The sequence below is a fragment of the Mesorhizobium sp. P2_C4 genome (assembly GCF_056404575.1).
This window is the reverse complement of record NZ_JBFUDT010000002.1, coordinates 188,157-210,345: the sequence shown is the minus strand read 5'-3', so window position 1 is coordinate 210,345 and position 22,189 is coordinate 188,157. Positions and strand designations below refer to the sequence as shown.

Below are 22,189 nucleotides of genomic sequence, written 5' to 3'. Positions count from 1 at the left end.
TATTTCCCCCCATGCCGTGGCGTCACACCAGGCCGTTCTGGAAGGCGTAAGCGGTCGCTCCGGCGCGCGAGTTGACCGCCAGCTTGTCGAATATGTTGCTCAAATGCCGGTCGACGGTCTTTTCGCTGAGGCCCAATTCGGTTGCGATCAGCCTGTTGGTCTTGCCGGTGGCGACAAGGCCAAGCACCTCGATCTCGCGCCGGGTCAGGCCGTGCGGACGCGAATTGCTTGGTCCGATCAGCGCCGTGACGCTCGCGAGGTCGGGCGCGGCGCCAAGTTCGGTGAAAACCGCCCGGGCGGCATCGAATTCAAGCCCGGCGCCGTCCTCGTCGCCAAGCCTGCGGCAGGCCTGCCCGGCCAGCATGCGCAGACGTGCCTCCAGATAGGGGGCGCCGGCGCGCTGCCAGGTTGTCAGCGCGGCACGGAAATGTCCGAGCGCTGCCGCCGGGCTGTCTTCCACCAGTTCGATTTCGCCTTTCGCCTGCGAGGCCATCGCGGCAAGAATGTCGGTGGCGAAGCGGTTGGAGATCGCCTGCAATTCCCCGCAGGCCTCGCGCGCCTCCTCGATAGCGCCGGCCGCGATCATGATCTCGACCAGCGCCGGCAGCAGGCGGGCCCGGCTCAGCGGGGCCTTGGTCGTGGCCAGCACGCGGCGAATGGTTGCCGCCGCCTGCTCGGCATGGCCCTGCGCAAGGCGCAGCAGCGCCATGCCCGGCTGCGGTTCGAGGCCGAGCCGGCTGGCGGAACGGTAAAGCTTCTCGGCGGCGGTGACTTCGCCGCGCAGCCGATGGATTTCAGCCTCCTGGTAGGCTGCTCCAGCCGCCATCTCATTGCCGATCGCATGCGCCAGCGACAGCGTCGCGCGCCGCGCCTCGGCAATCGATTCCTGCCAGGCGCCGTTCAACTCCAGGATCTCGGCGCGGTGCAGCATGCAGATGCCGTGGAACTGAACCAGCTGCGGCTGTGCTCCGCACCAGTCCGATAGCGCGTCGGTCCATTCGCGTGACCGGTCGAGCGCATAGACCTGTCGGCATGCAGCGATGACGTTGCAGTAGATGAGGCCGGTGACAATGGGCGAGAGCTTGCCTTCGGCAGCCGGCAGCATGGCTTCGTCGAGTGAGGCGATGCCTTCCTCGATGCGGCCTTGCCGCACCAGGGCACGGCCGAGATAGCATCTGGCGAAGGCGATCAGGTCGGCGTCGCAACAGCGTTCGCCGACCGCCAGCGCCTGTCCTGCCAGCACTGCCGATGCCGGATCATTGCCGGTCATGAGCTCCTTTTGCGCGGCCAGCAACACCAGGTAGCCATGCGCCGCACACTCGCGGCCGAAGCCATCCGCCAGGCGTTGCGCCTGCTGGATCATGGCCGTTGCGTGGCCTTCCTCGCCCAACGCGAAAAGACGGAAGCCACGGAAGAACGCCCAGTAGGCCGCGAGGTCGTCACGGCCGGCTTCGATATACATGTCGTAGAGACGCGCGCCGGCGGCGAAGGTGTCCTCATCGCGGTCCAGCATGCCCGCCGACCAGAGCAGCCGTTCCAGGTCTTCCGGGCCTAGCGGCGCGATCTCGTCCGTCGCCTGCAAAAGTTCGAATGCATCCGCCCATGCGCGCCGCCCATAGGCGTTGCGGGCCTGTTCGAGCAGCGAGGCGGCATCGGCTTTCATCGGCAAAGCATAGCATTGCCCGGTGAGGGACAGAAGAATGGCAGGCGCGAATCCAGGCTCAAGGGCAGGCACGAGCTGTAGGGGCTGCATCCAAAGAGCATTAGCCTCTCCTGATTTGACAGCGCGTAGCGGCGGGCGGAAAACTGCGGCCGCGGATGAAATAGAATCGGAAGCGGGGTACGTTTCCATTTCATGGTGGCGGTTTTAGGCCGCTCGCCTGTTGCGCCCGAAGGAGTGTCGTCATGGCAACCGTCCTTACCGCCCTCATTCTGGCTGTTATCGGACTGGCGATTGGCGGCGGCGGCATCCGGTTGGCGATGCTGGGCGGCAGCTGGTACTACGTCATCACAGGCATCGCCTTCCTGATCGCAGCCGGGCTGCTCTACAGGCGCAAATCCATGGCGCTGTGGCTCTACGCGGCGATCGTCATTGCGACGCTGTGCTGGGCGGTCTGGGAAATCGGCTTCGACTGGTGGGAACTCGGCCCGCGCGGCGGCGTCATCGTGCTTCTGGCGCTGTGGCTGCTGACACCGTGGGCACGGCGGAACCTTACCGGCCCCGACGGGCGGGCGCCGCTCATTCTGGCGGTGCTGGCCTCGCTTGCCGTCGCTGGCTATTCGATGACCGCCGATCCAAAGGACATTGCCGGCGAACTCAGCAGCGACAAGGTGACCCCGACCGCTGATCTCGGCGGCAATGTGCCGTCAGGCGAATGGCACTTCTATGGTCGCACGCAATATGGCCAGCGCTATTCGCCGCTCGACCAGATCACCGCGGACAACGTCGCCACGCTGCAGCCGGCCTGGACCTACCGCACCGGCGACGTGAAAGGACCCGACGACATTAGCGAGACGACCTATCAGGTGACGCCACTGAAGATCGGCGACGCGCTCTACATATGCACGCCGCACAATTTTGCCATCGCCATCGATGCCGCGACCGGCAAGGAGAAATGGCGCTTCGATCCCAAGATCAAGCTCGACAAGGATCGCCAGCACCAGACCTGCCGCGGCGTATCCTATTATGCCGACGCCAAGATCGCCGCCGGCCAGGCTTGCGCGACGCGCGTCTATCTGCCGACATCCGACGCGCGACTGATCGCGCTCGACGCCGCCAACGGCCAGGTCTGCCCGTCCTTCGCGGAGGGCGGAACGCTCAACCTGCTCGCCAACATGCCTTACCCGAAGTCGGGCTATTATTATTCGACCTCGGCGCCGCTGATAGCGGGCGGCAAGATCATCGTCGGCGGCGCGGTCAACGACAATTATTCGACGCAGGAGCCGTCCGGGGTCATCCGCGCCTTCGACGTCGACACCGGCGCTCTGGTGTGGAACTGGGATTCCGGCAATCCGGACCAGACGACGCCGCTGGCGGCGGGCCAGACCTACACCAACAACTCACCCAACATGTGGTCGACGGCGAGCGCCGACGAGAAGCTCGGCCTCATCTACGTGCCGCTCGGCAACCAGACGCCGGACCAGCTCGGCATGGGCCGCAGCGCCAATGTCGAGAAGTTTTCGTCCTCCATCACCGCGCTCGATCTCGCCACCGGGCAATTGCGCTGGGTGCGGCAGACCGTGCATCACGACCTCTGGGACATGGACGTGCCGGCGCAGCCGACGCTGGTCGACATCACCACCGCTGGTGGCGTGGTGCCGGCGCTGGTCGGGCCGACCAAACAGGGCGATCTCTATGTGCTCGACCGGCGCACGGGCGAGCCGATCGTTCCGGTCAAGGAAGTGCCGGCGCCCGGCGGCGCGGTCGAGGGCGACCAGGCCTCGCCGACACAGCCAGCCTCGGATCTCTCCTTCAATCCGAAGCCGCTGACCGGCGCCGACATGTGGGGCATCACCATGTTCGACCAGCTGGCCTGCCGGATCGAACTCAGGAAACTGCGCTATGAAGGGCGCTACACGCCGCCTTCCGTGCAAGGTTCGCTGATCTATCCCGGCAATTTCGGCACCTTCAACTGGGGTGGCGTCGCGGTCGATCCGGTGCGGCAGGTGATGTTCGGCATGCCGACCTATCTGGCGTTCACATCCAGGCTCGTGCCGCGCGCGGACGTGCCGCCGCCCAGCGACACCAAAGGCAGCGAACAGGGGCTCAATCGCAATGAGGGCGCGCCCTATGCGGTGGTGATGGGACCGTTCCTGTCGCCGCTCGGCATTCCGTGCCAGGCGCCGCCCTGGGGCTATGTCGCCGGCGCCGATCTGAGGACCGGCAAGATCATCTACAAACACCGCAACGGCACCGTCTACGACATGACGCCGTTGCCGCTGCCGCTCAAGGTCGGCGTTCCCGGCATTGGCGGGCCGATGATCACCGCCGGTGGCGTCGCCTTCCTGGGAGCCGCGGTCGACGACTATCTTCGCGCCTATGACCTGACATCAGGCAGGCAGATCTGGCAGACGCGGCTGCCGGCCGGCGGCCAGTCGACGCCGATGACCTACACGGTCGCCGATGGCCGCCAGTTCGTGGTCATCGTTGCCGGCGGCCATGGCTCGGTCGGCACCAAGCCGGGCGACTATGTGATGGCCTATACGCTGCCGAAGTAATTGCGGGCACAGTGCGTCAGGCGACCGCCTGACGGGGCGACAGTTCGGCAGGCACCACCCTGATCGCAAAGGATCGCCCGCTTCGGGCTGACCAGCCAGCCTTCACCGGCCGCTCAGCGACGATAACGGCTGCGCGCAGCCGACTAAGACGGCGGCGCGATGCGCTTAGGTGTAAGCGGGAGGGAAGGCGGGATCAGAGCCCGAGATGGCTCTTCAGGCTGGGCACCGAGCTGAGCACCTGGTTGGTCAAATCGGGGCCGGCGGCGGCTTTCGCCTGCTGGATCAGGGTCGTGCCGGCCTTCTGGATCTGCGCCATGTCGAGGCCGGATGCCTTGAGCGCGGCGACGCCGTTGATCAGCGCGCCGGCCTTTTCGCCAAGCACACCGCCGAGCGCCCCTTGCAGCGACGACAGAAAGCCGCCGCCGCTGGTGCCGCCGGCAGCCATGACGTCGTATTTCCGGGCGAGGGCATCGGCCCCGGGAATTTTGGCGAAGAACGAGGAGACGCTGGTGCCCTCCGCCTCATGCTCGAGCACCGAAAAAATGGTGCCGACGACCTTTTCCGTCGTTGCCTGATCAAGACCGGCCTTCTGGGAGACGGTGGTCACGATGTCCTGGGCGTCCATGGTCTTGACCTCAGCCTTGGGTTTCAGTCGTTGGTTTTCGAGCGGCGGCCAGCGGGCCGGGGCCGGTTGCTGCGGACCTTGACCATCGATCGCTTCGTCGCAGCCAAAGCAGCGGACCGCAGCGCCAGCAAGGCGGCGCCGGCAAGCATGAACGCACCGGCGAGGATCGGGGTGGGGAAGGTCATAGGCGTTGTTCCTTCTTGGTCGGAATGGGCGCAACTGCAGCGCAGGCACGAAACCGCCACCGGCAGCTTCCCTTTATATTGTGGCAGCAGCATCAAGATTGTCGGAAATGACCAAAATGTGATTAAGGCCTTCGTGTCAGGGCTTTTTCGCCGACACCAGCAGGTAGGCCTTGCTGACCGCGCCGAAGTAACCCGCAATCAGCCGGCAGACGGCGGCCGTGCCGAGGGCGGACTTCAGGCTCATGGCGCCTTTTCTTCGTTCCGATGCCGGCCAGGCGACGAGGCTGCGGCGGAAGCCACCGAGGCAATCGTCGGTTGCGTCTTCCACCTTGACGTCCTGAAAGCCGGCAGCTGCTAAGAGTGTCCGATAGGCCGCGATATCGGGCACGAGATTGGCTTTCGGAACGCCCAGCCGATCCGAGATCGACGATGTGAAGCCGCGAAACAGAATATCGGAGAGAACCAGCCCGCCGCCCGGCTTGAGAACGCGAAACGCTTCCGCGAGGAATGCCGCGCGTGTGTCGAAATGGAAAGCTGCTTCCACACAGATCACCGCGTCAAAACTTGCATCGGCAAAGGCGAGCTTGACCGCATCCATCCGGAGCACCGTTGCACCCGGCGCGTTCTGGCGCGCCGTTGCGACCTGGGCGTCGGAGATGTTGATGGCGGTGACCATCTCCGGCGGGTAGGAGCGCAGCAAGCGCTTCGTCGACGCGCCGAGCCCGCAGGCAACATCCAGGATGCTGCCGGTCTTGTTCGGCAGCCGCGCCAGCAATGTGTCGACAAGCGCTTCGCTGGCCTCGCGCTGCGATGTGGCGCCCGTCGCCCAATAGCCGAAATTGTAGAAGCCGCTGCCGCCATAGTAGCGGCGCTGCTTGCTGCTTTTCATGACCCGATCGTAGATGCGGACCATTTTCTGCTGCGCGGTCATCGGCAGTCCTTATGTCAATGCGGGAAGGTCGACCAGTTCGAGAAAGCGGCCGACAGCCCGTCCGGGGCGAACGGATTGGCCGCGCTGGCGCATGATCACCTCGACGTTGCCGATCGGCGCCAGCGTTACGCGGGTTCGATAGGCGATCCGCGCCTTCGGCGCCAGTTCCACGGTGCGCGTCGACAGGATGGTCGCGAGCGCGATCTTCATCATCTGCATGCCGAAGGTGACGCCCGGGCACATGTGGCCGCCGGCGCCGAAGACAGTGTATTGAAACGGCGATGGCTTGATCGTCGCCCAGCGTCCGGGCTGAAAACTGTCGGGGTTTGGGTAGAGTTCGGGATCGCGATTGATGGTCATGGCGCTGATCAGCACAAGTTCGCCCTTGGCGATCCGCTCATCCCCCAAAGTCGTCGGGCGTGTCGCCTTGCGCATTTGCAGCGGCACCGGCGGAAACAGCCGCATGGCCTCCCGGATCGTGGCATCGAGCACAGGCAGCGTGCCGATCCTGTCCATGGTCGCGGGCTGGCCGCCGGTGGCGGCGTCGATTTCGGCGACCAACTCCGCCATCGCGTCGGGATGCTGGGTCAGCAGGATCAGCGTCCAGGCCAGCGCGTTCTGGCAGGTGTCATAGGCGGCGCCGAAGACGAAGCTGACGATGCCGCCGATCAATTCGACAGCAGGCGGATTGCCCTTTTCATCGGTGTTGTTGACCAGGATCGAGAGGATGTCCTGCGCATCCTTGTTGCCGCGTTTTTCCTCGGCCCATGACAGGATGGCGCGTTCCTGGCCCTCGGCCTCCCGCAACCAGCGGAAGTAGGCCGGGGTGGGAAGGATCCAGCTTGCCTGCATGGCACGCGCGATCATCTCGGCGATCGGCATGGCGCGTGCGTGGTCGTCGCCAAAGAGAAGGCCGATTGCCAGGTGCTTGGCCATGGTCTTGGCGGCTTCGGTCAATTCGAAGGGCGTACTGACAGGCCAGGTTGCAACTTGTTCGGCGGCGATCCTGGCCATTTCGGGGCTCATCGCCATGACGGCGGGGCGTTTCAACGGCGGTGCGAAGAGTTTGCGGTAGTGCTCATGGCGCTCGCCGCGCAGCCGCGTCATGCCGTAGGAAAGCCGGTTCGAGGCGCCCGATCGCTTGCTGGTCGCACTGATCTGCACGTTGCGCCAGGTCTCGGTGTCGGACAGCATGGTCCGATAGAGCCCGGCATCGGCGATCATGAAGACACGCCTGGGTTTTGCCGTCGTCGAATGGGGGTATTCGGCGCGAATGAAAGGGCCCAAAACCCGGTGCGCGTCACGCGCTGCAGTCAGCGGTTCAGCCGCGAAACGGGCCATCAGCCCGAGCGTGCGCCATTTACCCACCTTGCGTGCAAGCATGCCACCCCGACGCCCATCTCAGCGCATAAATTCGTCTGTTTCTCGAAGCGTCACCTTACGGATATCGCTTCACCGGTCCATAGGCTTGTACAAGATCGGCAACAAGGGCAACGCGCCGGTCTTTTCACGCGGCGTCTCACTCACCCGTGACTGGACCATGCGGACCTCGCCCCTATCTTGCGCAGCAGGCATGTCCGAACTCGAGGAGCGCATCATGACGGAAACCGCCAGCACCAAGCCTGCCATTACCCAGGCGATGATCGATGCTTATGACGAATACACGCATCTGACGCTCGACCGCCGCCGCTTCATGGAACAGCTGACAAGGCTGGCCGGATCGGGTGCCGCGGCCGCCGCGATTGCGCCGCTGCTTGCCGCCAATTCCGCGCAGGCGGCGATCGTCGCCGATGACGATCCGCGGGTGAAGGGCGAGGACATCACCTATGCCGGCGGCAGTAGTGAGATGAAGGGCTATCTGGTCAAGCCGGTGGCGCAGACCGACAAGCTCGGCACGGTCATCGTCGTGCATGAAAACAGGGGGCTCAACCCGCATATTCGCGACGTGGCGCGACGCGTGGCGCTGGAAGGGTTCGTGGCGCTGGCGCCGGATTTCCTGTCGCCGCTCGGCGGCACGCCAGGCGACGAGGACAAGGTGCGCGACCTGTTCGCCAAACTGGACCCGGCGCGGACAGCGGCCAATGCCGTCGCAACAGTCGCTTTCCTCAAGGCCGACAAGGACGGCAATGGCAAGGTTGGCGCCGTCGGCTTCTGCTGGGGCGGCGGTACGGTCAACACGCTGGCCGTCAACGCGCCCGATCTGGCAGCCGGCGTTGCCTACTATGGCATGCAGCCCAAGGCGGCCGATGTGTCGAAGATCAAGGCGGCCTTGTTGCTGCACTACGCCGGCCTCGATGAACGCACCAATGCCGGCATCGATGCCTTCAAGAAAGAGCTCGACGCGGCGCATGTCGAATACACTGTCTATGTTTATGACGGCGTCAACCACGCCTTCAACAACGACACATCGGCCGCGCGCTACGACAAGAAGGCTGCGGATCTCGCCTGGGGGCGGACGATCGCGTTCCTCAAGGAGAAACTGGCCTAGTCGATCCGTATCAACCGGGCGCCGGCTTGTGGAAGGCGACGCCGGCGACCACCAGCGCGATGCCGATACAGTCGCTGAGGCTCGGAATCTGGCCGAGCACGACGATGCCGATCAGCGTTGCGGTAACCGGCAGCAGCGACAGCATCAGAGCGAAGCTGGAACGCGGCAGACGCGACATTGCGAGCTGGTCGCAGATATAGGGAATGACCGACGAGCAGATGCCGACGCCGATGGCGGCGAGCAGCAGTGGCGGTGAGAAAAAGGCCGGCAGCGCATCGGTGAAACCGACCGGCAGCACGACGAGAAAGGCGACCGCCATGGCCGCACCCAGGCCGGCGATGCCGTCGCCGGCGCCGGCACGGGCGACGCGGTGGCCAAGCACGATGTAGCCAACGAACAGCGCGCCGTTGAGAAAAGCCCAGAACAGGCCGATCGGATCGCTTGACCATTTGACGTCGATCAGGAGCAAGGTGCCGGTGACGGCGACGGCAAGGGCGGCGAGATTGCGTGGGCTCCTGAGGCCGATGAGCGCGACACCGATGGTGCCGACGAATTCGATGGCCGCGACCAGTGAGATCGGCAGACGGTCGAGTGCGAGATAGAACGAGCAGTTCATCACCGCCAGGCAAGCGCCGAAAGCCAGAAGCAGCAACCGGGTCCGCCGGTCGGCGCGGGCAAAGACCGTCCGGGGCCGCGTCAGCGGCGCAAAGACAAAGGCGGCGGTGGCGATGCGGAGCCATGCCATGCCAAGCACGCCGACATGCGGAAACAGCAGCACGGCGAAAGCCGGCCCGAGATAGTGGAATACGGCGCTGACACCGAACCAGACATGCGGCGGCAGCGAGCTTGCCAGGTTTGCATAGCCAAAGCGGCTGGCGATGGGTGCTTGCGTTTGATCATCCATGCGATCAGTATCGCAGGCGATTTCCGCGATTTATATGGGCAACTGTTGGCTGAAACAGTTGTGTTCTATCTGGATGCAAGGATTTTTCCGTGAAACGCCTTCGAAATCAAACTCCCGAACTGGATGCGGCGGATCTGAGGATTCTGCGCTTGCTGGAAAAGGATGCGCGCATCAGCACCGCGGAACTGGCACGCGCGGTCAGCCTTTCGGCGCCAAGTGTGGCCGAGCGCATCAAGCGGTTGCAGGAGAGCGGCGTCATCGAGGCCTATACGGTGCGGATCAACCCGGCCGCCCTTGGCATGAAGTTGTCCGCATGGCTGCGGATCAGGCCGGTGCCGGGGCAATTGGCTGTCGTGGCGGAGATCATCCGCGACCTGCCGGAAATCGCGCAATGCGACCGGGTGACCGGCGAGGATTGTTTCATCGCGCTGGCGCATGTCGGCTCGGTAGGCGAGCTCGAGCGGGTGATCGACCGCATCATCCCCTATGCGATGACCAACACGGCGATCATCCAGTCGTCGCCGGTGGTGGCACGCTCGCCGCTGGAAGCCGTGGTCAAAGGCCGCTGATTCTAAAGGTGGTGGTTCTCAGGCGCGGCCGCGCTTCATCCGCGCCTGTTTCAGGATGGCGCGCCAGCGGATCATGTCGAACGGAATCGGCTCGTTGCTGTTGGCGATGTGAAAGATCTCGTTGTTGACGTTCTTCAACGAGCGCCAGAAATCATAATCGGTGATGCGCGGATCGGCGGCCAGCCTGTCGACCTCGACCTTGATGTCGGTTTTCATGCACTTCCCTCGAACCGGCTTCCGCCCTGCCGCCCGCATCGCAACCCCGATGCGAACGGTTTCTACCGCCGCGCTGAGTCGTTCAACGCCTCAATTCGCTTGTTCACGTTAAAACCCCGGTAAGGTTAACGGCGGTCGGCTCGGGGTTCAAGATGTCTTGCGGCGAATACCGATCGAGCGGCCGGCGCGCTCCGGCATTGGCAGCACGGCATGGGCGGCGCGCATGGCCTCGACCTTGGCCAGCACATCGGCGGGAAAGGGCGCCACCTTGGGGCCGGACATGTCGACATGCAGCGACAGCGTCTCGGAGGTGGCGGCAAGCCAGCCATCGACATGCCGGATTTCCTGATAGGCCCTGAGCCGCTTCTCATCATGGTCGATGAGCTGGAAGGAGACGATGACCTTGTGGTCGAGATGCAGTTCCTGGACGTAGCAGACGTGGACTTCGGCCGTGTAGATGGTCAGCCGCCGCTCTTTCACATAGTCCAGCCCCATGCCCATCGCCTCGAAGGCTTCGTCGGAGCAGCGATCGAACAGCACGTTGTAATAGGCCATGTTGAGATGGCCGTTGTAGTCGATCCAGTCCTTCTCGATGTCCATGGGTTTTGAGACGAAGGGGGCGGGGGTGGGCATGGAAGAGGTTCCTTTTCGTCTTTGCTGGACAGAGCGTGGCTGGTGAGACTACGCATCCATAGATGCATAACAAGCGTGGACGCTGGTCCATTCGCGGAGGAATTCATGGCTCTGAGCGACCTCAATCCGGTCGAGCGCAACGAAGAAGGCATCGCGGCCGTGCTTGGCATCCTCAAGCAGCAGCTTGGCGAGCGCTTCCAGACCGGCCAGGCAATCCGCGCCCAGCATGCGCACACCACCACCTATATCCCGACGCAGGCGCCGGATGGCGTCGCCTTTCCGGAGACGACTGAAGAGGTGCAGGAGATTGTGCGCGCCTGCGCCGCGCATCGCGTGCCGGTGATCGCCTTTGGCGTCGGCTCCTCGCTGGAGGGTCACACCAACGCGCCCGGCGGCGGCATCTCGGTCGATACGTCGCGGATGAACCGCATCCTCGCGGTCAATCCGCAAGATCTCGATTGCACCGTCGAACCCGGCGTGACGCGCGAGGATTTGAACCGGCATCTGCGCGACACCGGCCTGTTCTTTCCGATCGACCCGGGCGCCAATGCTTCGCTCGGCGGCATGGCCGCGACGCGCGCGTCCGGCACCAATGCGGTGCGCTACGGCACCATGCGCGAAAACGTTTTGTCGCTGACGGCCGTGATGGCCGATGGCGAGACGGTGACCACCGGCAAGCGGGCGAAAAAGAGCTCGGCCGGTTATGATCTGACCCGGCTGTTGGTCGGCTCGGAAGGCACGCTCGGCATCATCACGTCGCTGACCTTGAAGCTGCAAGGCATTCCGCAGGCGATCTCCGGCGGTGTCTGCCCGTTTCCGAGCGTCGAGGCTGCCTGCAATGCGGTCATCGCGACGATCCAGATGGGCATTCCGGTAGCGCGCATCGAGCTGGTCAATGCGCTGCAGATGCGGGCGATGAAGAACTATTCCAAGCTCGATTATCCCGAGAGCCCGTGCCTGTTCGTCGAATTCCACGGCAGCGATGCCGGCGTTGCCGAGCAGGCGGAAACCTTCGGCATGATTGCGCAAGAAAATGGCGGCGGACCATTCCTGTGGACCAGCGTCGCCGAGGAGCGGACGAAACTGTGGAAGGCCAGGCATGACGCCTACTGGTCGTCGCTGACGCTGCGGCCCGGCGCCAAGGGCCTGTCGACCGATGTCTGCGTGCCGATCTCGCGCTTTGCCGAATGCGTCACCGAGACCGAGGCCGATATTGCCGAGATGGGCCTGATCGCGCCGATCGTCGGCCATGCCGGCGACGGCAATTTCCATGTGCTGGTGCTGATGGACGTCGAGAACCCACAAGAGATCGCGCTGGCGGAAAAATTCGTCGCGCGGCTGAACATGCGGGCGATCGCTATGGACGGCACCTGCACCGGCGAACACGGCATCGGCCAGGGCAAGATCGGCTTCCTGCGCCATGAACTCGGCCATGGCGTCGACATCATGCGTTCCATCAAAAAAGCGCTCGATCCGCAAGACATCATGAACCCGGGCAAGATATTACCTGCGTAGCCGAAATGTGAGGAGCGGCAATGCGGTACGGGAGGGAGACTATGGAGCCCCTGATCATAAGGGCATCGCGCGGCAAGACACTGTTGTTGCTGTCGGCCAGCCTTTTCTTTGTCCTGGCCTGCGCTTTCCTGATTTACGTCTCCAAGGACGGCGACACCGCCGGCCTTTGGTTGTGTATGGCCTTTTTCGGGCTGGGCGCGTTGGTATTTGCCTGGCAGCTTGTGCGCCCGCAGATTCTGGTGCTGAACGGACAAGGTTTCAGTCTCGGCGGCGGTCTGGTTCGATCGCCCAAGCTGGTCCCCTGGAAGGATATCGAAGGCTTCTTCGTCGTCCATCGTCGGCGCAGAATCGGCGATATGATCGGCTACAATTTTGCACCGGGGGTCAAGAAAAGCTCCGTCATGCGCAGCGTCACCAAAAGCCTGGGGGCCGAAGCCGCATTGCCCAAGGGCTGGACATTGTCGCCCGAGGAGATGGTCGTGCTGCTGAACGAATATCGCCAAAGGGCCATGGCGCGATGGTGAAGGATCGCGGATGGCAATAGCTGCGTCGATGCGGAGGGAGGCCTGTTAGATGCCGGCATCAGAGGCATTGTTGCCGATCGACGTGCCGCTGTCGTCCGCCGGCGCGCCTTTGCCGCATGTCTTTGCCGATGAGGGCAGGCTGCTCATCGCCTATATTGCCCACAGCGCGGATCCGTCATTCGACGGCACGAATCCGCGCTCGATTTCGTCCGCGACACGCGGTCAGTCGATCGCCATCCTGACGGCGGATCCTTATCTGGTATTTCAATTCGGCCTGCCAAACGACGAAGCCATTCACGGGCACCGCTTGTATGGGCTGGGACTGCGGCCGTATTCCGCGTTCGAAGTCCTCAATTCTTCCTGGATCGGGTCCCTGGAAAAGGCAAATCGGGTTCACTCATCTCATACACCGGAGCTGTTTTCCGGCTATCGGCACTTCATCCTGACGTTCCACGATTCGACGCTGGAATTCATCGCCGAGGGCTTTTCGGCGAACCTCCATGAGGGAGCTGTTCTAACGGCGTTGATAGAGACGATCGGACGTCGGTGATCGGGCGCACCGCCTCAGGCCAACCGCAATGTGTTTGCTGAGGAAATTGCCTCTTTATCGACACGCTGATGCGGGTAGAGTGCGGCTGGTTTTCAACCAACCCAACTGGAGCTGATGCTCGCACGCCTGTTCGTGATCTTCGGTGGCCTTTTCGTGCTGGTGCTGTGTGCGGCGCTGGTGGTGCCGTATTTTATCGACTGGACCGGCTACCGCGCCGAGTTCGAACGCGAGGCGAGCGCGGTTCTGGGCCGCAAGGTCACGGTCGAGGGCGATGCGACGGCGAGGCTGTTGCCATTTCCCTCGGTGACGTTTTCGAACGTCACCGTCGCCGGCGGCCCAGACGGCCAGCCGGCAATGACCGTCGAGACGTTTTCGATGGATGCGGAACTCGCGCCCTTCCTGCGCGGCGAGGTGCTGATCTTCGACATGCGGCTGGTGCGGCCGAAGGCGACCATCGACATCGCCGCCGACGGCACCGTCGACTGGGCGATGCGGCCGTCCTCGCCCTTCGACCTCAACCAGATCTCGATCGAGAAGTTGACGGTGACGGAAGGAGAGATTGCGTTGAGCCATGCCGCCGGCGGGCGCAGCCATCTCATTTCCGAGATCAATTCGACGATCTCGGCCAAGTCGCTGGCCGGGCCATGGCGGATGGATGGATCACTGCGGCTCGACGGGTTGCGCACCGCGATCACCGCTTCCACCGGCAAGGCCGACGGCACCGGGCAGATGCGGCTCCGACTCAAGGCCGATCCGGCTGCCTATCCCGTGGTCATCGAGAGCGACGGCAATGCAGGTATCGTCAAAGGGGCCGCGGTCTATTCGGGCCAGTTCAAGATTTCAGGTGCCGACAAGAATTCGGCTGAGCTGCGCGGCACCGATGGCGAAACGGTCAAGGTCAGCGCCGGCAAGCCGGATCCTGGCTTCCGGTTGAACGGCAAGTTTTCGCTCGACCACCAAAAACTCGGTGTCGATGAATTCCGCTTCGAGACCGGGCCGCTCGACAATCCCTACACCGCCGACGGCAAGGCAAGCGTCGACCTTGGGCTGAAGCCGCGCTTTTCGATCGAGGCCAATGGCGCGCAGGTGCAGTTCGATGAGGCTGTCGGTGCCGCCGCCGGCACCGGACTGACGCTGTCCAAGCGCGTCGCGGCCCTCGAGCAGGCGCTGCTCGATTTGCCGAAGCCGAGCATACCCGGCACCGTCGAGGTCAAGCTGCCGGCGGTGGTGGCCGGCGACACGACGGTTCGCGACGTGCATCTTTCCGCCGAACCGACCGATGGCGGCTGGTCGGTGAAGTCGCTCGCTGCGACGCTGCCCGGCCGCGCCACGCTGGAGGCCAATGGCCTGCTCAGCGTCGAGGAGAACTTCAACTTCACCGGCTCGCTGCTGCTGGCCGTGGCGCAACCTTCCGGCTTTGCCGCCTGGCTGTCGAAGGATGTCGACGAGGCGATCAGACTGCTGCCCGCTGCCGGCTTCAAGGCCAAGGTCGATCTCTCGGAGAAGCGCCAGGCCTTCAGCGATCTCGAACTCATCCTCGGCAAGGCGAAATTTTCCGGCCGCATCGATTCCAGCCAGCCAGACGATGCCAAGCCGTCAGTGCTGATGCGGCTGCAGGGCGGCGAACTCGACGTCGATGGTCTGGCGGCCTTTGCCTCGATCTTCGTCAGCGACAAGGGCGCCAACCGTTTTTCCGACCGCGATCTCGATTTCCAGATCAAGGCGGGGCCGATCAGTGCCGGCGGGTTGACCGCCGATACAGTCGATACGGCGTTGAGACTGCGTGACGGTCTGCTCGAAATCGACCGGCTTTCGCTCGGCGGGCTGGCTGGCGCTTCGATCAGCGCCACCGGCCGGATCAAGGATTTTCCGGAGAGCCCGACCGGCAAGCTCGATGCCTCGGTGGTCGCTGTCGACCTCAAGCCGTTGATCGATGTGGCCGCGCAGCACTATCCTGACAATGCCATGCTGAAGGGGCTCTCGGCGCGCGCGGCGGCGTACCCCGACCTGTTCCAAGACGCGCGCATCGATCTGGTGGCAAGTGCCGCCGACAATGGCGACGGCACCACGGGGCTCGCGGTCAGCGGGCAAGGCAAGGCCGGTGGCTCGGCTTTTTCGGCGTCGCTGTCCGGCAAGGGGGCGGCCGATCGGCTTCTCGATGCGCCGATGACACTGACCTTCAATGCCAAAAACCCTGACGCCACGGCACTGATGGCGCTCTATGGTTTTCCGGCGCTGCCGCTCGGCATGCTCGGCCAGGCAACCACGGATGTCTCGGCCAAAGGCACGCTTGGCGGCGGCCTGGCGACCAGCGTCAGTCTTGCCGCCGACGACTTCAAGGCCGGCTTCGACGGGACTGTCGCCGATACGCCGCAGGGGGCCACCGCCAAGGGCAAGGTCAGCCTCGAGGCCACCGACATCGAGCCCTGGCTAATGACGGCCGGCGTCGGGCTGCCGGGCATGGGGGCGGGCATGTCGACGTCAATGGCGGCCGACGCCGATTTCGGCAATGGCCTGCTGGTGCTCAGCGGGCTCAGCGGCGCCATCAACGAAGCGGCGGTTGCCGGTGACCTCAACATCGATGTGAAGGACGGGCTGCCGCATCTTGCCGGCGCGCTGACGCTCGACGAACTGGACCTCGACCCGATGGCGGTGACGCTATTCGGCGACCAGGCTTTCCTTGGTGAAGGCGGGGCCTGGCCGACGGCGCCTTTCAGCCAGAAGTCCAGCCTGCCGTTTACCGCCGACCTCGACCTGACCACGGCCGCACTTGCCGCCGGCTCGTTCGCCACGGCCTATGATGCGGCCTTTACGCTGAAGCTCGACCAGGAAGGCATCCGCGTTTCGGACCTCAAGGCCAAGCTCCTGGGTGGTGCCCTGACGGGGCTGTTCGAATTGAAGAACACTGACGGCACCGGGCTTTTCACCGGTCAGATGAAACTGTCGAGCGCCGATCTCGCCACCGTGCTGCCGGACGCCGGAATGACTGGAAGTGGTGATTTCTCCACGTCGCTTTCGACCAGCGGCAAATCGGTCGATGGAATGGTGGCGGCGGTGTCCGGCTCCGGCACGGCAGCGCTGAAAGGCCTGATCATTGCCGGCGTCAATCCTGATGCCTTCGGCGCCTTCATTGCCAAGGCCGATGCGATCGGACGGGATATCGACGCCGCCAAGACCACCGATTTTGCACCGCAGATTGCAGGGGATGGCAGCTTTCCGGCGCAGGACACGGATGTTGCCTTCGCGATTGCCGGCGGCATGCTCAGGGCACCGCCGGTCAAACTCGAAAATCCGCAGGCGACCTTGTCCGCCGACGTCACAGCGGACCTGAATGCCGGCACAGTCGCTGCAAAGGGCTCGATCGCCTACAGGCCTGGCGACGAGGCGCTGGTCGGCTCCGAACCGACGATGAATTTCAGCGTAGACGGACCATTCGGCGCGGCGAAACGGCAGTTCGACAGCGAACCGCTGGCGCAGTTCCTGACCCAGCGTGCGCTGGAGAAGGAACAGCAGCGGGTCGAGGCGATGCAGGCGGCACTGCTTGAAAAACAGCGGCTGCGGCGCGAGGTGCGCTACTACGCGGCGCTGCAGACTGAACGCGACAGAGCGGCAGAGGAATTGCGCAAGCAGGAGGAGGCGGCGCGGTTGCAGGCTGAAGCGGACGCAAGGGCGAAAGCGGAAGCCGAAGCCAAGGCTCAGGCCGAGGCCGACGCAAAGGCCAAGGCCGACGCCGAAGCAAAGGCTGCGGCCGAGGCGAAAGCCCAGGCGGAAGCAGACGCAAAGGCCAAGGCAGATGCCGATGCAGAGGCTCAGGCCGAGCAGCAGGCTGCCGAGGAAGCAGCGAAGGCTGAAGAGCAGGAGCGCAAGAAGGCGGAAGATGCGATGCGCATCGCGTCGCAGGAAAAGGCTAAGCTCGAAGCCGAACGCAAGGCTGCGGAGCAGGCGCCAAAGGTCGACCGATCACTCCCCGGCGTCAACGACAATCCACCGCCGGCCCCGCCGAAGCCGAAGGCCAACCCGTTCTCGGTCGACAATCTGCTGAAGTCGCTGGGTGGCGGCTAGGCTCTCATCCCGCGCTTTGCCCAGTCCAGCACACAGAGCCTGAGCGCCGAGGACAGGTTGGCGTCGCGTGGACGGGTTTCGTCGATTTCAGCCACCAGCGCCGCCAATGTCAGTTTTCGCGCAGCCGCTATGATGACGAGGTCGTCGTAAAACGGCTTTTCAAGCGAATAGCTGGTGCGGTGGCCGCGAATGGTAACCGAACGTTTTTCGACGGGGCTCACGTTCGCTCCTGTCTCTTTGTTCAAGCATCGGATTTATCCGAAAACCGCTGAACAATTTTCGGTTCGCTGCCTAATCCGGGTCGCCGGACTTGTCGCGGCGATGACCGGCGACGAACTTTTCGGCCTTGTCGGCGCTCAGACGGTCATGCTCGCGTTCGGCCTTGGAGCGGCCGTGCAACGCCCGGTTCTGGCTGGCCAGACGGTCCTTCTCAATCCGCGCCTTCTGCTTGCGCGCCTGGCGAAGATTGACGATGTCGGCCATCTCTTTCGCGACGACCCGTCAGGTCACTTCTTGCGGAAGGCGTCGAGCGAGACGACATCGGCGCTCTTACCGGCGGCGGCGTCGGCCACGGCAGCCTTCTTTTCGGCCTCGGCGGCAGCCTTCTTCTTCGTCTCCGGCTTTTTTTCGGTGACGATGGCGAGCGGCTCTGGAGCAGGCTTGGCCGTTGGTTCGTCCTCGGCGGGCGTGTCCGTCTTGACGTCGAATTCGAGTTCGAAGTTGACGGACGGGTCATAGAAGCCGCGCACGGCCGAGAACGGGATTTCCAGCTTTTCCGGCACGTCGGAGAAGGACAAGCCGACTTCGAAGCCGGTGTCGGTCACTTTTAGGTCCCAGTACTGGAACTGGATGACGATGGTCATCTGTTCGGGATAGCGCTCGCGCAGGCGCGACGACACGCGCACGCCCGGTGCCCCGGTGAGGAAGGTGATGAAGAAATGATGGTTGCCTGGCAGGCCGGTGCGCGCGACCTCGGCCAGGACCTTGCGCATGACGCCGCGCAACGCCTCCTGGGCCAGAATGTCGTAGCGGATGTGGTCGTCGGCCATGTGGCGGTCGGGTTCCGTTGAATCGTCCGCATAGCTGTAATCAAGCTTGAGGGCGGCGTAAACCGGATATAGCGACCGACCACGCAGAAGCGAGGGGGCGATACCGCCGATTTGATCGCTCAGGCGCCGGCCAGCGCGCTGTGTTTGTCGGCGCGGACCGTCTGCCGCTTGCCGAAAGCGCGCAGGAACGTGCGCACGCCGTTGGTTGCGGACTGCAGCACCTCGTCATCGCCAGGCGAGCCGCCGAGCATGAAGGTTGTCTGCAGTTCGGCGTTGGCCAGCGCCAGAAACTGGCGCGCCGCGACATCGGGATCGTCTATCGTCAGATGCCCGGCATGGGCGAGGCGGGCGAAACGGGCGGCAAGTGCGGGCCATGTCCTGCCTGGCCCCTGATCGCGCCACTCGGCAAAAAGCTCGGGATAGCGCTCGCCTTCGGTCTGGATCAGCTTGCGCAGGAATTTTCCATCGCGGTTGCAGATGCAATTGCGGTTCATGCGCACGGCAAAGCCGATCAGGTCGGCCTCGAGATCCCCTGGCTGGTCGGGGAAGCTGGCGAAGGTGGCGAAAATGCCGGCATTGCAGCGCTCGGTCAGATCGCGCACGACGGCAACGAACAGCCTCTCCTTGTCGCCATGATGATTGTAGACGGTCTGGCGCGAGACACCGGCCTCGACCGCGATCAGGTCGATATTGGCACCGGCAAAGCCTTCCCGGCAAAACACCGAAGCTGCAGCATCAACAATCGATATGCGCTTGGCCTCATGGCCGCGTGGCGGGAAAATGTCAGGAGAGACGTGCAGCTTCATCAAAATCTATATAGAGGTGATTGACGAATTAGACAAGGCTGTCTAAATTTGTGGACATAACACAATGAGATTTCGCTCCAAGACGATAGAATTGGCTCCTGGAGAGTCGGAATTTCGAGGGATGGAACGTCCTAAGGTTAGACTCCGCTCTGCGGTGGCAACCAGAATTTGAAAGAAGCCATTATCATGAGTCCCAAATTCCTCCGCATCGCGGTCGTGCTCGGCCTGTTGTCCGCCATCGGCCCCTTCGCCGTCGACATGTACCTTCCCGCGCTGCCCTCGATAGGCCAGGATCTGCACGCCGGCACCGCTGCCGTGCAGATGAGCCTGTTGATCTTCTTCCTGTCCATGGGTTTCGGCCAGATCGTCGTCGGGCCGATTTCCGACATGGTTGGCCGCAAGCTGCCGCTCTATGGCGGCCTTGCTCTGTTCATGGTCGGCGGCATCGGCTCGGCAATGGCGCCGACCATCGAATGGCTGATCGCCTTCCGCTTCCTGCAAGGGCTTGGCGCCAGCGCCGGCATGGCGGTGCCGCGCGCCATCGTGCGCGACCTACACACCGGCAATGAAGCCGCCAAGCTGATGTCCTTGCTGATGCTGGTGTTTTCGGTGTCGCCGATCCTGGCGCCATTGACCGGCAGCCAGATCATCGAGAATTTCGGCTGGCGCGCCGTGTTCTGGACGGTGACGGGTGCGGCGCTGCTCGCCACCATCCTGTTGGCGACGTCGCTCAAGGAGACGCGGCCGGCGGAAGAACGCGTCGGTTCCTCCTTCGGCACCGCGCTTGCCGGTTACCGTTTGCTGATGGGCGACCGCAACTTCCTGGGCCTGGTGGCGATCGCCGGCTTCGGCATTGCCAGCTTCTTCGTCTATCTCTCAAGCTCGTCCTTCATCCTGATCGACCATTATGGGCTGTCGCCTTCGGTCTACAGCGTGTTCTTCTCGATCAACGCGGTTGCCTTCATCGGCATGTCGCAGCTGACCGGATTGCTGGCCGAGCGCTTCGGGCTGCGGCGTGTGGTGCGGGTCGCGGTGACCGGCTATGCGACGACCATGGTGGTGCTGTTCGCGGTGATGGCAACCGGCGTCGACCAGCTCGACGTGATGGCCGCGCTGCTGTTCGTCGGCTACGGCTTCCTCGGCCTCGTCATCCCGACCACGTCGGTGCTGGCCATGGAAGAGCATGGCGAGATCGCCGGCACGGCGTCGGCGCTGATGGGCACGCTGCACTTCGCCATCGGCGCGGTCGCCATGGGGGTCGCCGGCGTGTTCTTCGACGGCACGCCGCTGCCGATGGTGGCCGGCATCACGCTTTGCGCAGTGATCTCGTTCACGCTTGCGAAAGTGACGCTTGGCCGTTCGCGCGACGCCGTTGAAGCGCCGGCAGAATAAGTCCCACCACCGAGCTCGAAAAAGGCCGGGTCAGTCCCGGCCTTTTTCATGCGCATTTCAACCCTGCATCGCCCTTTCAAGCACCGAGAAGATGCGTGGATCCGATGATTGGGCAACGTTGAAGCGCAGAAACCCTGTGGCGGATTGTGCGAGGCTGAAGGCATTTCCCGGCGCCAGCACGATGTTTTCAGCCAATGCCCGGCGCGCAATATCGGCGGCGTCCAGGCCCTCGGGCAGCGTGCACCACAGGAACATGCCGCTCCTTGGCTCGATCCATGGCTTGATGCCCATGGCTTTCAACCGCGCGCCGGTTTCCGCCATGGCGCGGGACAGGCGATCGCGCAGGCTGTTGATGTGCTTGCGATAGGTTCCATCCCTGAGAATGCCGAGGACAAGCTCGGCGGCAATCGGGCCGCCGCCGAATGAGGTGGCGATTTTCAGGTCGATCAGCCCGTCGGTCCAGTCGCGCCGCGCGGCGATGAAGCCGCACCGCGTCGCCGCCGACAGCGTCTTGGAAAAACTGCCGATGTGGATCACCCGGTCGAGCCCGTCAAACGCGGCCAGACGCGGCGCCGGCTCATGTTCGAAGTCGGCGAAAATATCGTCCTCGATAATGGTCAGCCCCGATTGCTCGGCGAGCTTCAGAAGCCGGTGCGCGATGACAGGCGAGAGCGTCGCCCCGGTCGGATTGTGGATCGCCGAATTGGTGATGTAGAGGCGCGGCCGATGCTCGCTCAGCGCTTGCCCGAACAGCTCCATGTCGGGGCCTGATTGCGTGTAGGGAACACTGACGACCTTGGCGCGATGCGCGCGCAGCAAGGCAAGAAAATTGAAATAGCAGGGGTCGTCGACAAGCACCGTGTCGCCCGGCTCGAGCAGGAACCGGCACAGCAGGTCGATTGCCTGCGTGCCGGACTCCGTCAGCATGATCTGGTCGGGTGCTGCCTCGATGCCGCGCTCCGCCATGCGCCGCGATAGAAGCTGGCGCAGCGGCAGAAGGCCAAGCGGCGTGCCGTAGTCAGTCAAAACAGTCGCATCGGCGCGGGCAAGGCCGCGCAGCGACCGGCGCAGATCGGCTTGCGGCATCCATGCGGTGGGCAGCCATCCGCAGCCCGGCTTCATTGTGTCGCCGCCGGCTTCCAGCGATTGCCGAGACACCCAGAACGGATCCACTGCGCGATCAAGCCGCGGACCGATTTCGGCGAGAGCCAAGGGCGGCAGGTGGCCGGCGACATAGAAACCCGAACCGCGCCGCGACTGGACGACGCCCTCGGCGACGAGCCGGTCATAGGCTTCGACCACGGTCGACTTCGAAACGTCCATGACTTTGGCAAAGCCGCGGATGGAAGGCAGTTTCGCGCCAGGCGCCAGCGTTCGTCCGAGGATGCGTTGCCGTATCGCCGCCATAACACGCCCGACTAGCGTGCCGGCATCGTTCGGATTATCCAGCCTGGTGTCCATCCGTACTGCTCCTGCAGCCATGACAGTTCGCCAAAACTGTCATGCACTGTCTCTTAGAAAT

At 63.8% G+C, this 22,189-nt stretch carries 21 protein-coding genes; 8 read left to right on the top strand and 13 right to left on the bottom strand.

Annotated elements, in window-relative coordinates:
- Window positions 1–22: 22 nt before the first annotated feature.
- On the bottom strand, window positions 23–1,663 hold the full coding sequence (locus tag AC1DX6_RS07455; protein ID WP_477312096.1) for a LuxR C-terminal-related transcriptional regulator: 1,641 nt from the start codon (window positions 1,661–1,663) through the stop codon (window positions 23–25).
- 242 nt (window positions 1,664–1,905) lie between these two features.
- Between AC1DX6_RS07455 and AC1DX6_RS07450 the strand changes: the two genes are divergently transcribed.
- Window positions 1,906–4,218 (top strand): glucose/quinate/shikimate family membrane-bound PQQ-dependent dehydrogenase, encoded by a 2,313-nt coding sequence (locus AC1DX6_RS07450; RefSeq protein ID WP_477312095.1) that lies wholly within the window; start codon window positions 1,906–1,908, stop codon window positions 4,216–4,218.
- Window positions 4,219–4,411: 193 nt separating this feature from the next.
- Here AC1DX6_RS07450 and AC1DX6_RS07445 read toward each other — a convergent pair whose 3' ends face one another.
- The 4 genes from AC1DX6_RS07445 to AC1DX6_RS07430 all read right to left on the bottom strand — a co-directional run bounded on the left by AC1DX6_RS07445 (window position 4,412) and on the right by AC1DX6_RS07430 (window position 7,342).
- Window positions 4,412–4,843 (bottom strand): hypothetical protein, encoded by a 432-nt coding sequence (locus AC1DX6_RS07445; RefSeq protein ID WP_477312094.1) that lies wholly within the window; start codon window positions 4,841–4,843, stop codon window positions 4,412–4,414.
- 23 nt (window positions 4,844–4,866) lie between these two features.
- On the bottom strand, window positions 4,867–5,028 hold the full coding sequence (locus AC1DX6_RS07440) for a hypothetical protein (protein WP_477312093.1): 162 nt from the start codon (window positions 5,026–5,028) through the stop codon (window positions 4,867–4,869).
- A gap of 136 nt (window positions 5,029–5,164) precedes the next feature.
- Entirely contained in the window at window positions 5,165–5,959 is a 795-nt protein-coding gene (locus AC1DX6_RS07435) for a class I SAM-dependent methyltransferase (protein WP_477312092.1), read from the bottom strand.
- A gap of 9 nt (window positions 5,960–5,968) precedes the next feature.
- Entirely contained in the window at window positions 5,969–7,342 is a 1,374-nt protein-coding gene (locus AC1DX6_RS07430; RefSeq protein ID WP_477312091.1) for a cytochrome P450, read from the bottom strand.
- Window positions 7,343–7,556: 214 nt separating this feature from the next.
- Between AC1DX6_RS07430 and AC1DX6_RS07425 the strand changes: the two genes are divergently transcribed.
- Complete coding sequence (locus tag AC1DX6_RS07425) at window positions 7,557–8,447, top strand: dienelactone hydrolase family protein (RefSeq protein WP_477312090.1); 891 nt, start codon at window positions 7,557–7,559, stop codon at window positions 8,445–8,447.
- Window positions 8,448–8,457: 10 nt separating this feature from the next.
- Here AC1DX6_RS07425 and AC1DX6_RS07420 read toward each other — a convergent pair whose 3' ends face one another.
- Window positions 8,458–9,351, bottom strand: coding sequence for an EamA family transporter (locus AC1DX6_RS07420; RefSeq protein ID WP_477312089.1), 894 nt, complete (start codon window positions 9,349–9,351; stop codon window positions 8,458–8,460).
- A gap of 89 nt (window positions 9,352–9,440) precedes the next feature.
- On the opposite strand from AC1DX6_RS07420, the gene AC1DX6_RS07415 reads away from it, so the two are divergent.
- A complete protein-coding gene (locus AC1DX6_RS07415; protein ID WP_477312088.1) occupies window positions 9,441–9,920 on the top strand; it encodes an Lrp/AsnC family transcriptional regulator in 480 nt (159 codons plus the stop codon).
- A gap of 18 nt (window positions 9,921–9,938) precedes the next feature.
- Here AC1DX6_RS07415 and AC1DX6_RS07410 read toward each other — a convergent pair whose 3' ends face one another.
- Both AC1DX6_RS07410 and AC1DX6_RS07405 read right to left on the bottom strand, forming a co-directional pair.
- The gene (locus AC1DX6_RS07410) at window positions 9,939–10,136 is read right to left on the bottom strand and encodes a hypothetical protein (protein WP_477312087.1); all 198 of its coding nucleotides are present in this window, start codon (window positions 10,134–10,136) and stop codon (window positions 9,939–9,941) included.
- A 147-nt stretch (window positions 10,137–10,283) separates the two neighbouring features.
- Window positions 10,284–10,769 carry a thioesterase family protein gene (locus AC1DX6_RS07405; RefSeq protein WP_477312086.1) on the bottom strand — a complete coding sequence of 162 codons (486 nt, stop codon included), beginning with the start codon at window positions 10,767–10,769 and terminating at the stop codon, window positions 10,284–10,286.
- A gap of 105 nt (window positions 10,770–10,874) precedes the next feature.
- On the opposite strand from AC1DX6_RS07405, the gene AC1DX6_RS07400 reads away from it, so the two are divergent.
- From AC1DX6_RS07400 to AC1DX6_RS07385, 4 genes are all read left to right on the top strand, one after another.
- Window positions 10,875–12,284, top strand: a complete 1,410-nt coding sequence (locus tag AC1DX6_RS07400) for an FAD-binding oxidoreductase (RefSeq protein ID WP_477312085.1) — start codon at window positions 10,875–10,877, stop codon at window positions 12,282–12,284.
- A gap of 41 nt (window positions 12,285–12,325) precedes the next feature.
- Window positions 12,326–12,808 (top strand): STM3941 family protein, encoded by a 483-nt coding sequence (locus tag AC1DX6_RS07395; RefSeq protein WP_477312084.1) that lies wholly within the window; start codon window positions 12,326–12,328, stop codon window positions 12,806–12,808.
- A gap of 49 nt (window positions 12,809–12,857) precedes the next feature.
- Complete coding sequence (locus AC1DX6_RS07390; RefSeq protein ID WP_477312083.1) at window positions 12,858–13,358, top strand: hypothetical protein; 501 nt, start codon at window positions 12,858–12,860, stop codon at window positions 13,356–13,358.
- Between the two features lie 114 nt (window positions 13,359–13,472).
- On the top strand, window positions 13,473–17,420 hold the full coding sequence (locus AC1DX6_RS07385) for an AsmA family protein (protein ID WP_477312082.1): 3,948 nt from the start codon (window positions 13,473–13,475) through the stop codon (window positions 17,418–17,420).
- Here AC1DX6_RS07385 and AC1DX6_RS07380 read toward each other — a convergent pair.
- The 4 genes from AC1DX6_RS07380 to AC1DX6_RS07365 form a co-directional block, all read right to left on the bottom strand.
- Window positions 17,417–17,641, bottom strand: coding sequence for a ribbon-helix-helix domain-containing protein (locus AC1DX6_RS07380; protein WP_477312081.1), 225 nt, complete (start codon window positions 17,639–17,641; stop codon window positions 17,417–17,419). The genes AC1DX6_RS07385 and AC1DX6_RS07380 overlap by 4 nt on opposite strands.
- A gap of 70 nt (window positions 17,642–17,711) precedes the next feature.
- Entirely contained in the window at window positions 17,712–17,903 is a 192-nt protein-coding gene (locus tag AC1DX6_RS07375; RefSeq protein WP_477312080.1) for a DUF4169 family protein, read from the bottom strand.
- A 23-nt stretch (window positions 17,904–17,926) separates the two neighbouring features.
- Window positions 17,927–18,469, bottom strand: a complete 543-nt coding sequence (locus AC1DX6_RS07370) for an SspB family protein (protein ID WP_477312079.1) — start codon at window positions 18,467–18,469, stop codon at window positions 17,927–17,929.
- 119 nt (window positions 18,470–18,588) lie between these two features.
- Entirely contained in the window at window positions 18,589–19,275 is a 687-nt protein-coding gene (locus AC1DX6_RS07365) for a TetR/AcrR family transcriptional regulator (protein WP_477312078.1), read from the bottom strand.
- 186 nt (window positions 19,276–19,461) lie between these two features.
- On the opposite strand from AC1DX6_RS07365, the gene AC1DX6_RS07360 reads away from it, so the two are divergent.
- Window positions 19,462–20,667, top strand: a complete 1,206-nt coding sequence (locus AC1DX6_RS07360) for a multidrug effflux MFS transporter (RefSeq protein WP_477312077.1) — start codon at window positions 19,462–19,464, stop codon at window positions 20,665–20,667.
- 57 nt (window positions 20,668–20,724) lie between these two features.
- Here the strand turns inward: AC1DX6_RS07360 and AC1DX6_RS07355 are convergent, their stop codons facing one another.
- Window positions 20,725–22,149 carry an aminotransferase-like domain-containing protein gene (locus tag AC1DX6_RS07355; protein WP_477312076.1) on the bottom strand — a complete coding sequence of 475 codons (1,425 nt, stop codon included), beginning with the start codon at window positions 22,147–22,149 and terminating at the stop codon, window positions 20,725–20,727.
- Window positions 22,150–22,189 lie beyond the last annotated feature (40 nt).

Bases quoted from the DNA above. Each gene is read 5' to 3' on its own strand.
- AC1DX6_RS07395 (WP_477312084.1), top strand. From the start codon at position 12,326: ATGGAGCCCCTGATCATAAGGGCATCGCGCGGCAAGACACTGTTGTTG.
- AC1DX6_RS07390 (WP_477312083.1), top strand. From the start codon at position 12,858: ATGCCGGCATCAGAGGCATTGTTGCCGATCGACGTGCCGCTGTCGTCC.
- AC1DX6_RS07420 (WP_477312089.1), bottom strand. From the start codon at position 9,351: ATGGATGATCAAACGCAAGCACCCATCGCCAGCCGCTTTGGCTATGCA.
- AC1DX6_RS07405 (WP_477312086.1), bottom strand. From the start codon at position 10,769: ATGCCCACCCCCGCCCCCTTCGTCTCAAAACCCATGGACATCGAGAAG.
- AC1DX6_RS07445 (WP_477312094.1), bottom strand. From the start codon at position 4,843: ATGGACGCCCAGGACATCGTGACCACCGTCTCCCAGAAGGCCGGTCTT.
- AC1DX6_RS07435 (WP_477312092.1), bottom strand. From the start codon at position 5,959: ATGACCGCGCAGCAGAAAATGGTCCGCATCTACGATCGGGTCATGAAA.
- AC1DX6_RS07455 (WP_477312096.1), bottom strand. From the start codon at position 1,663: ATGAAAGCCGATGCCGCCTCGCTGCTCGAACAGGCCCGCAACGCCTAT.
- AC1DX6_RS07400 (WP_477312085.1), top strand. From the start codon at position 10,875: ATGGCTCTGAGCGACCTCAATCCGGTCGAGCGCAACGAAGAAGGCATC.
- AC1DX6_RS07370 (WP_477312079.1), bottom strand. From the start codon at position 18,469: ATGGCCGACGACCACATCCGCTACGACATTCTGGCCCAGGAGGCGTTG.
- AC1DX6_RS07430 (WP_477312091.1), bottom strand. From the start codon at position 7,342: ATGCTTGCACGCAAGGTGGGTAAATGGCGCACGCTCGGGCTGATGGCC.
- AC1DX6_RS07365 (WP_477312078.1), bottom strand. From the start codon at position 19,275: ATGAAGCTGCACGTCTCTCCTGACATTTTCCCGCCACGCGGCCATGAG.
- AC1DX6_RS07360 (WP_477312077.1), top strand. From the start codon at position 19,462: ATGAGTCCCAAATTCCTCCGCATCGCGGTCGTGCTCGGCCTGTTGTCC.
- AC1DX6_RS07385 (WP_477312082.1), top strand. From the start codon at position 13,473: ATGCTCGCACGCCTGTTCGTGATCTTCGGTGGCCTTTTCGTGCTGGTG.
- AC1DX6_RS07410 (WP_477312087.1), bottom strand. From the start codon at position 10,136: ATGAAAACCGACATCAAGGTCGAGGTCGACAGGCTGGCCGCCGATCCG.
- AC1DX6_RS07450 (WP_477312095.1), top strand. From the start codon at position 1,906: ATGGCAACCGTCCTTACCGCCCTCATTCTGGCTGTTATCGGACTGGCG.
- AC1DX6_RS07425 (WP_477312090.1), top strand. From the start codon at position 7,557: ATGACGGAAACCGCCAGCACCAAGCCTGCCATTACCCAGGCGATGATC.
- AC1DX6_RS07375 (WP_477312080.1), bottom strand. From the start codon at position 17,903: ATGGCCGACATCGTCAATCTTCGCCAGGCGCGCAAGCAGAAGGCGCGG.
- AC1DX6_RS07440 (WP_477312093.1), bottom strand. From the start codon at position 5,028: ATGACCTTCCCCACCCCGATCCTCGCCGGTGCGTTCATGCTTGCCGGC.
- AC1DX6_RS07355 (WP_477312076.1), bottom strand. From the start codon at position 22,149: ATGGCTGCAGGAGCAGTACGGATGGACACCAGGCTGGATAATCCGAAC.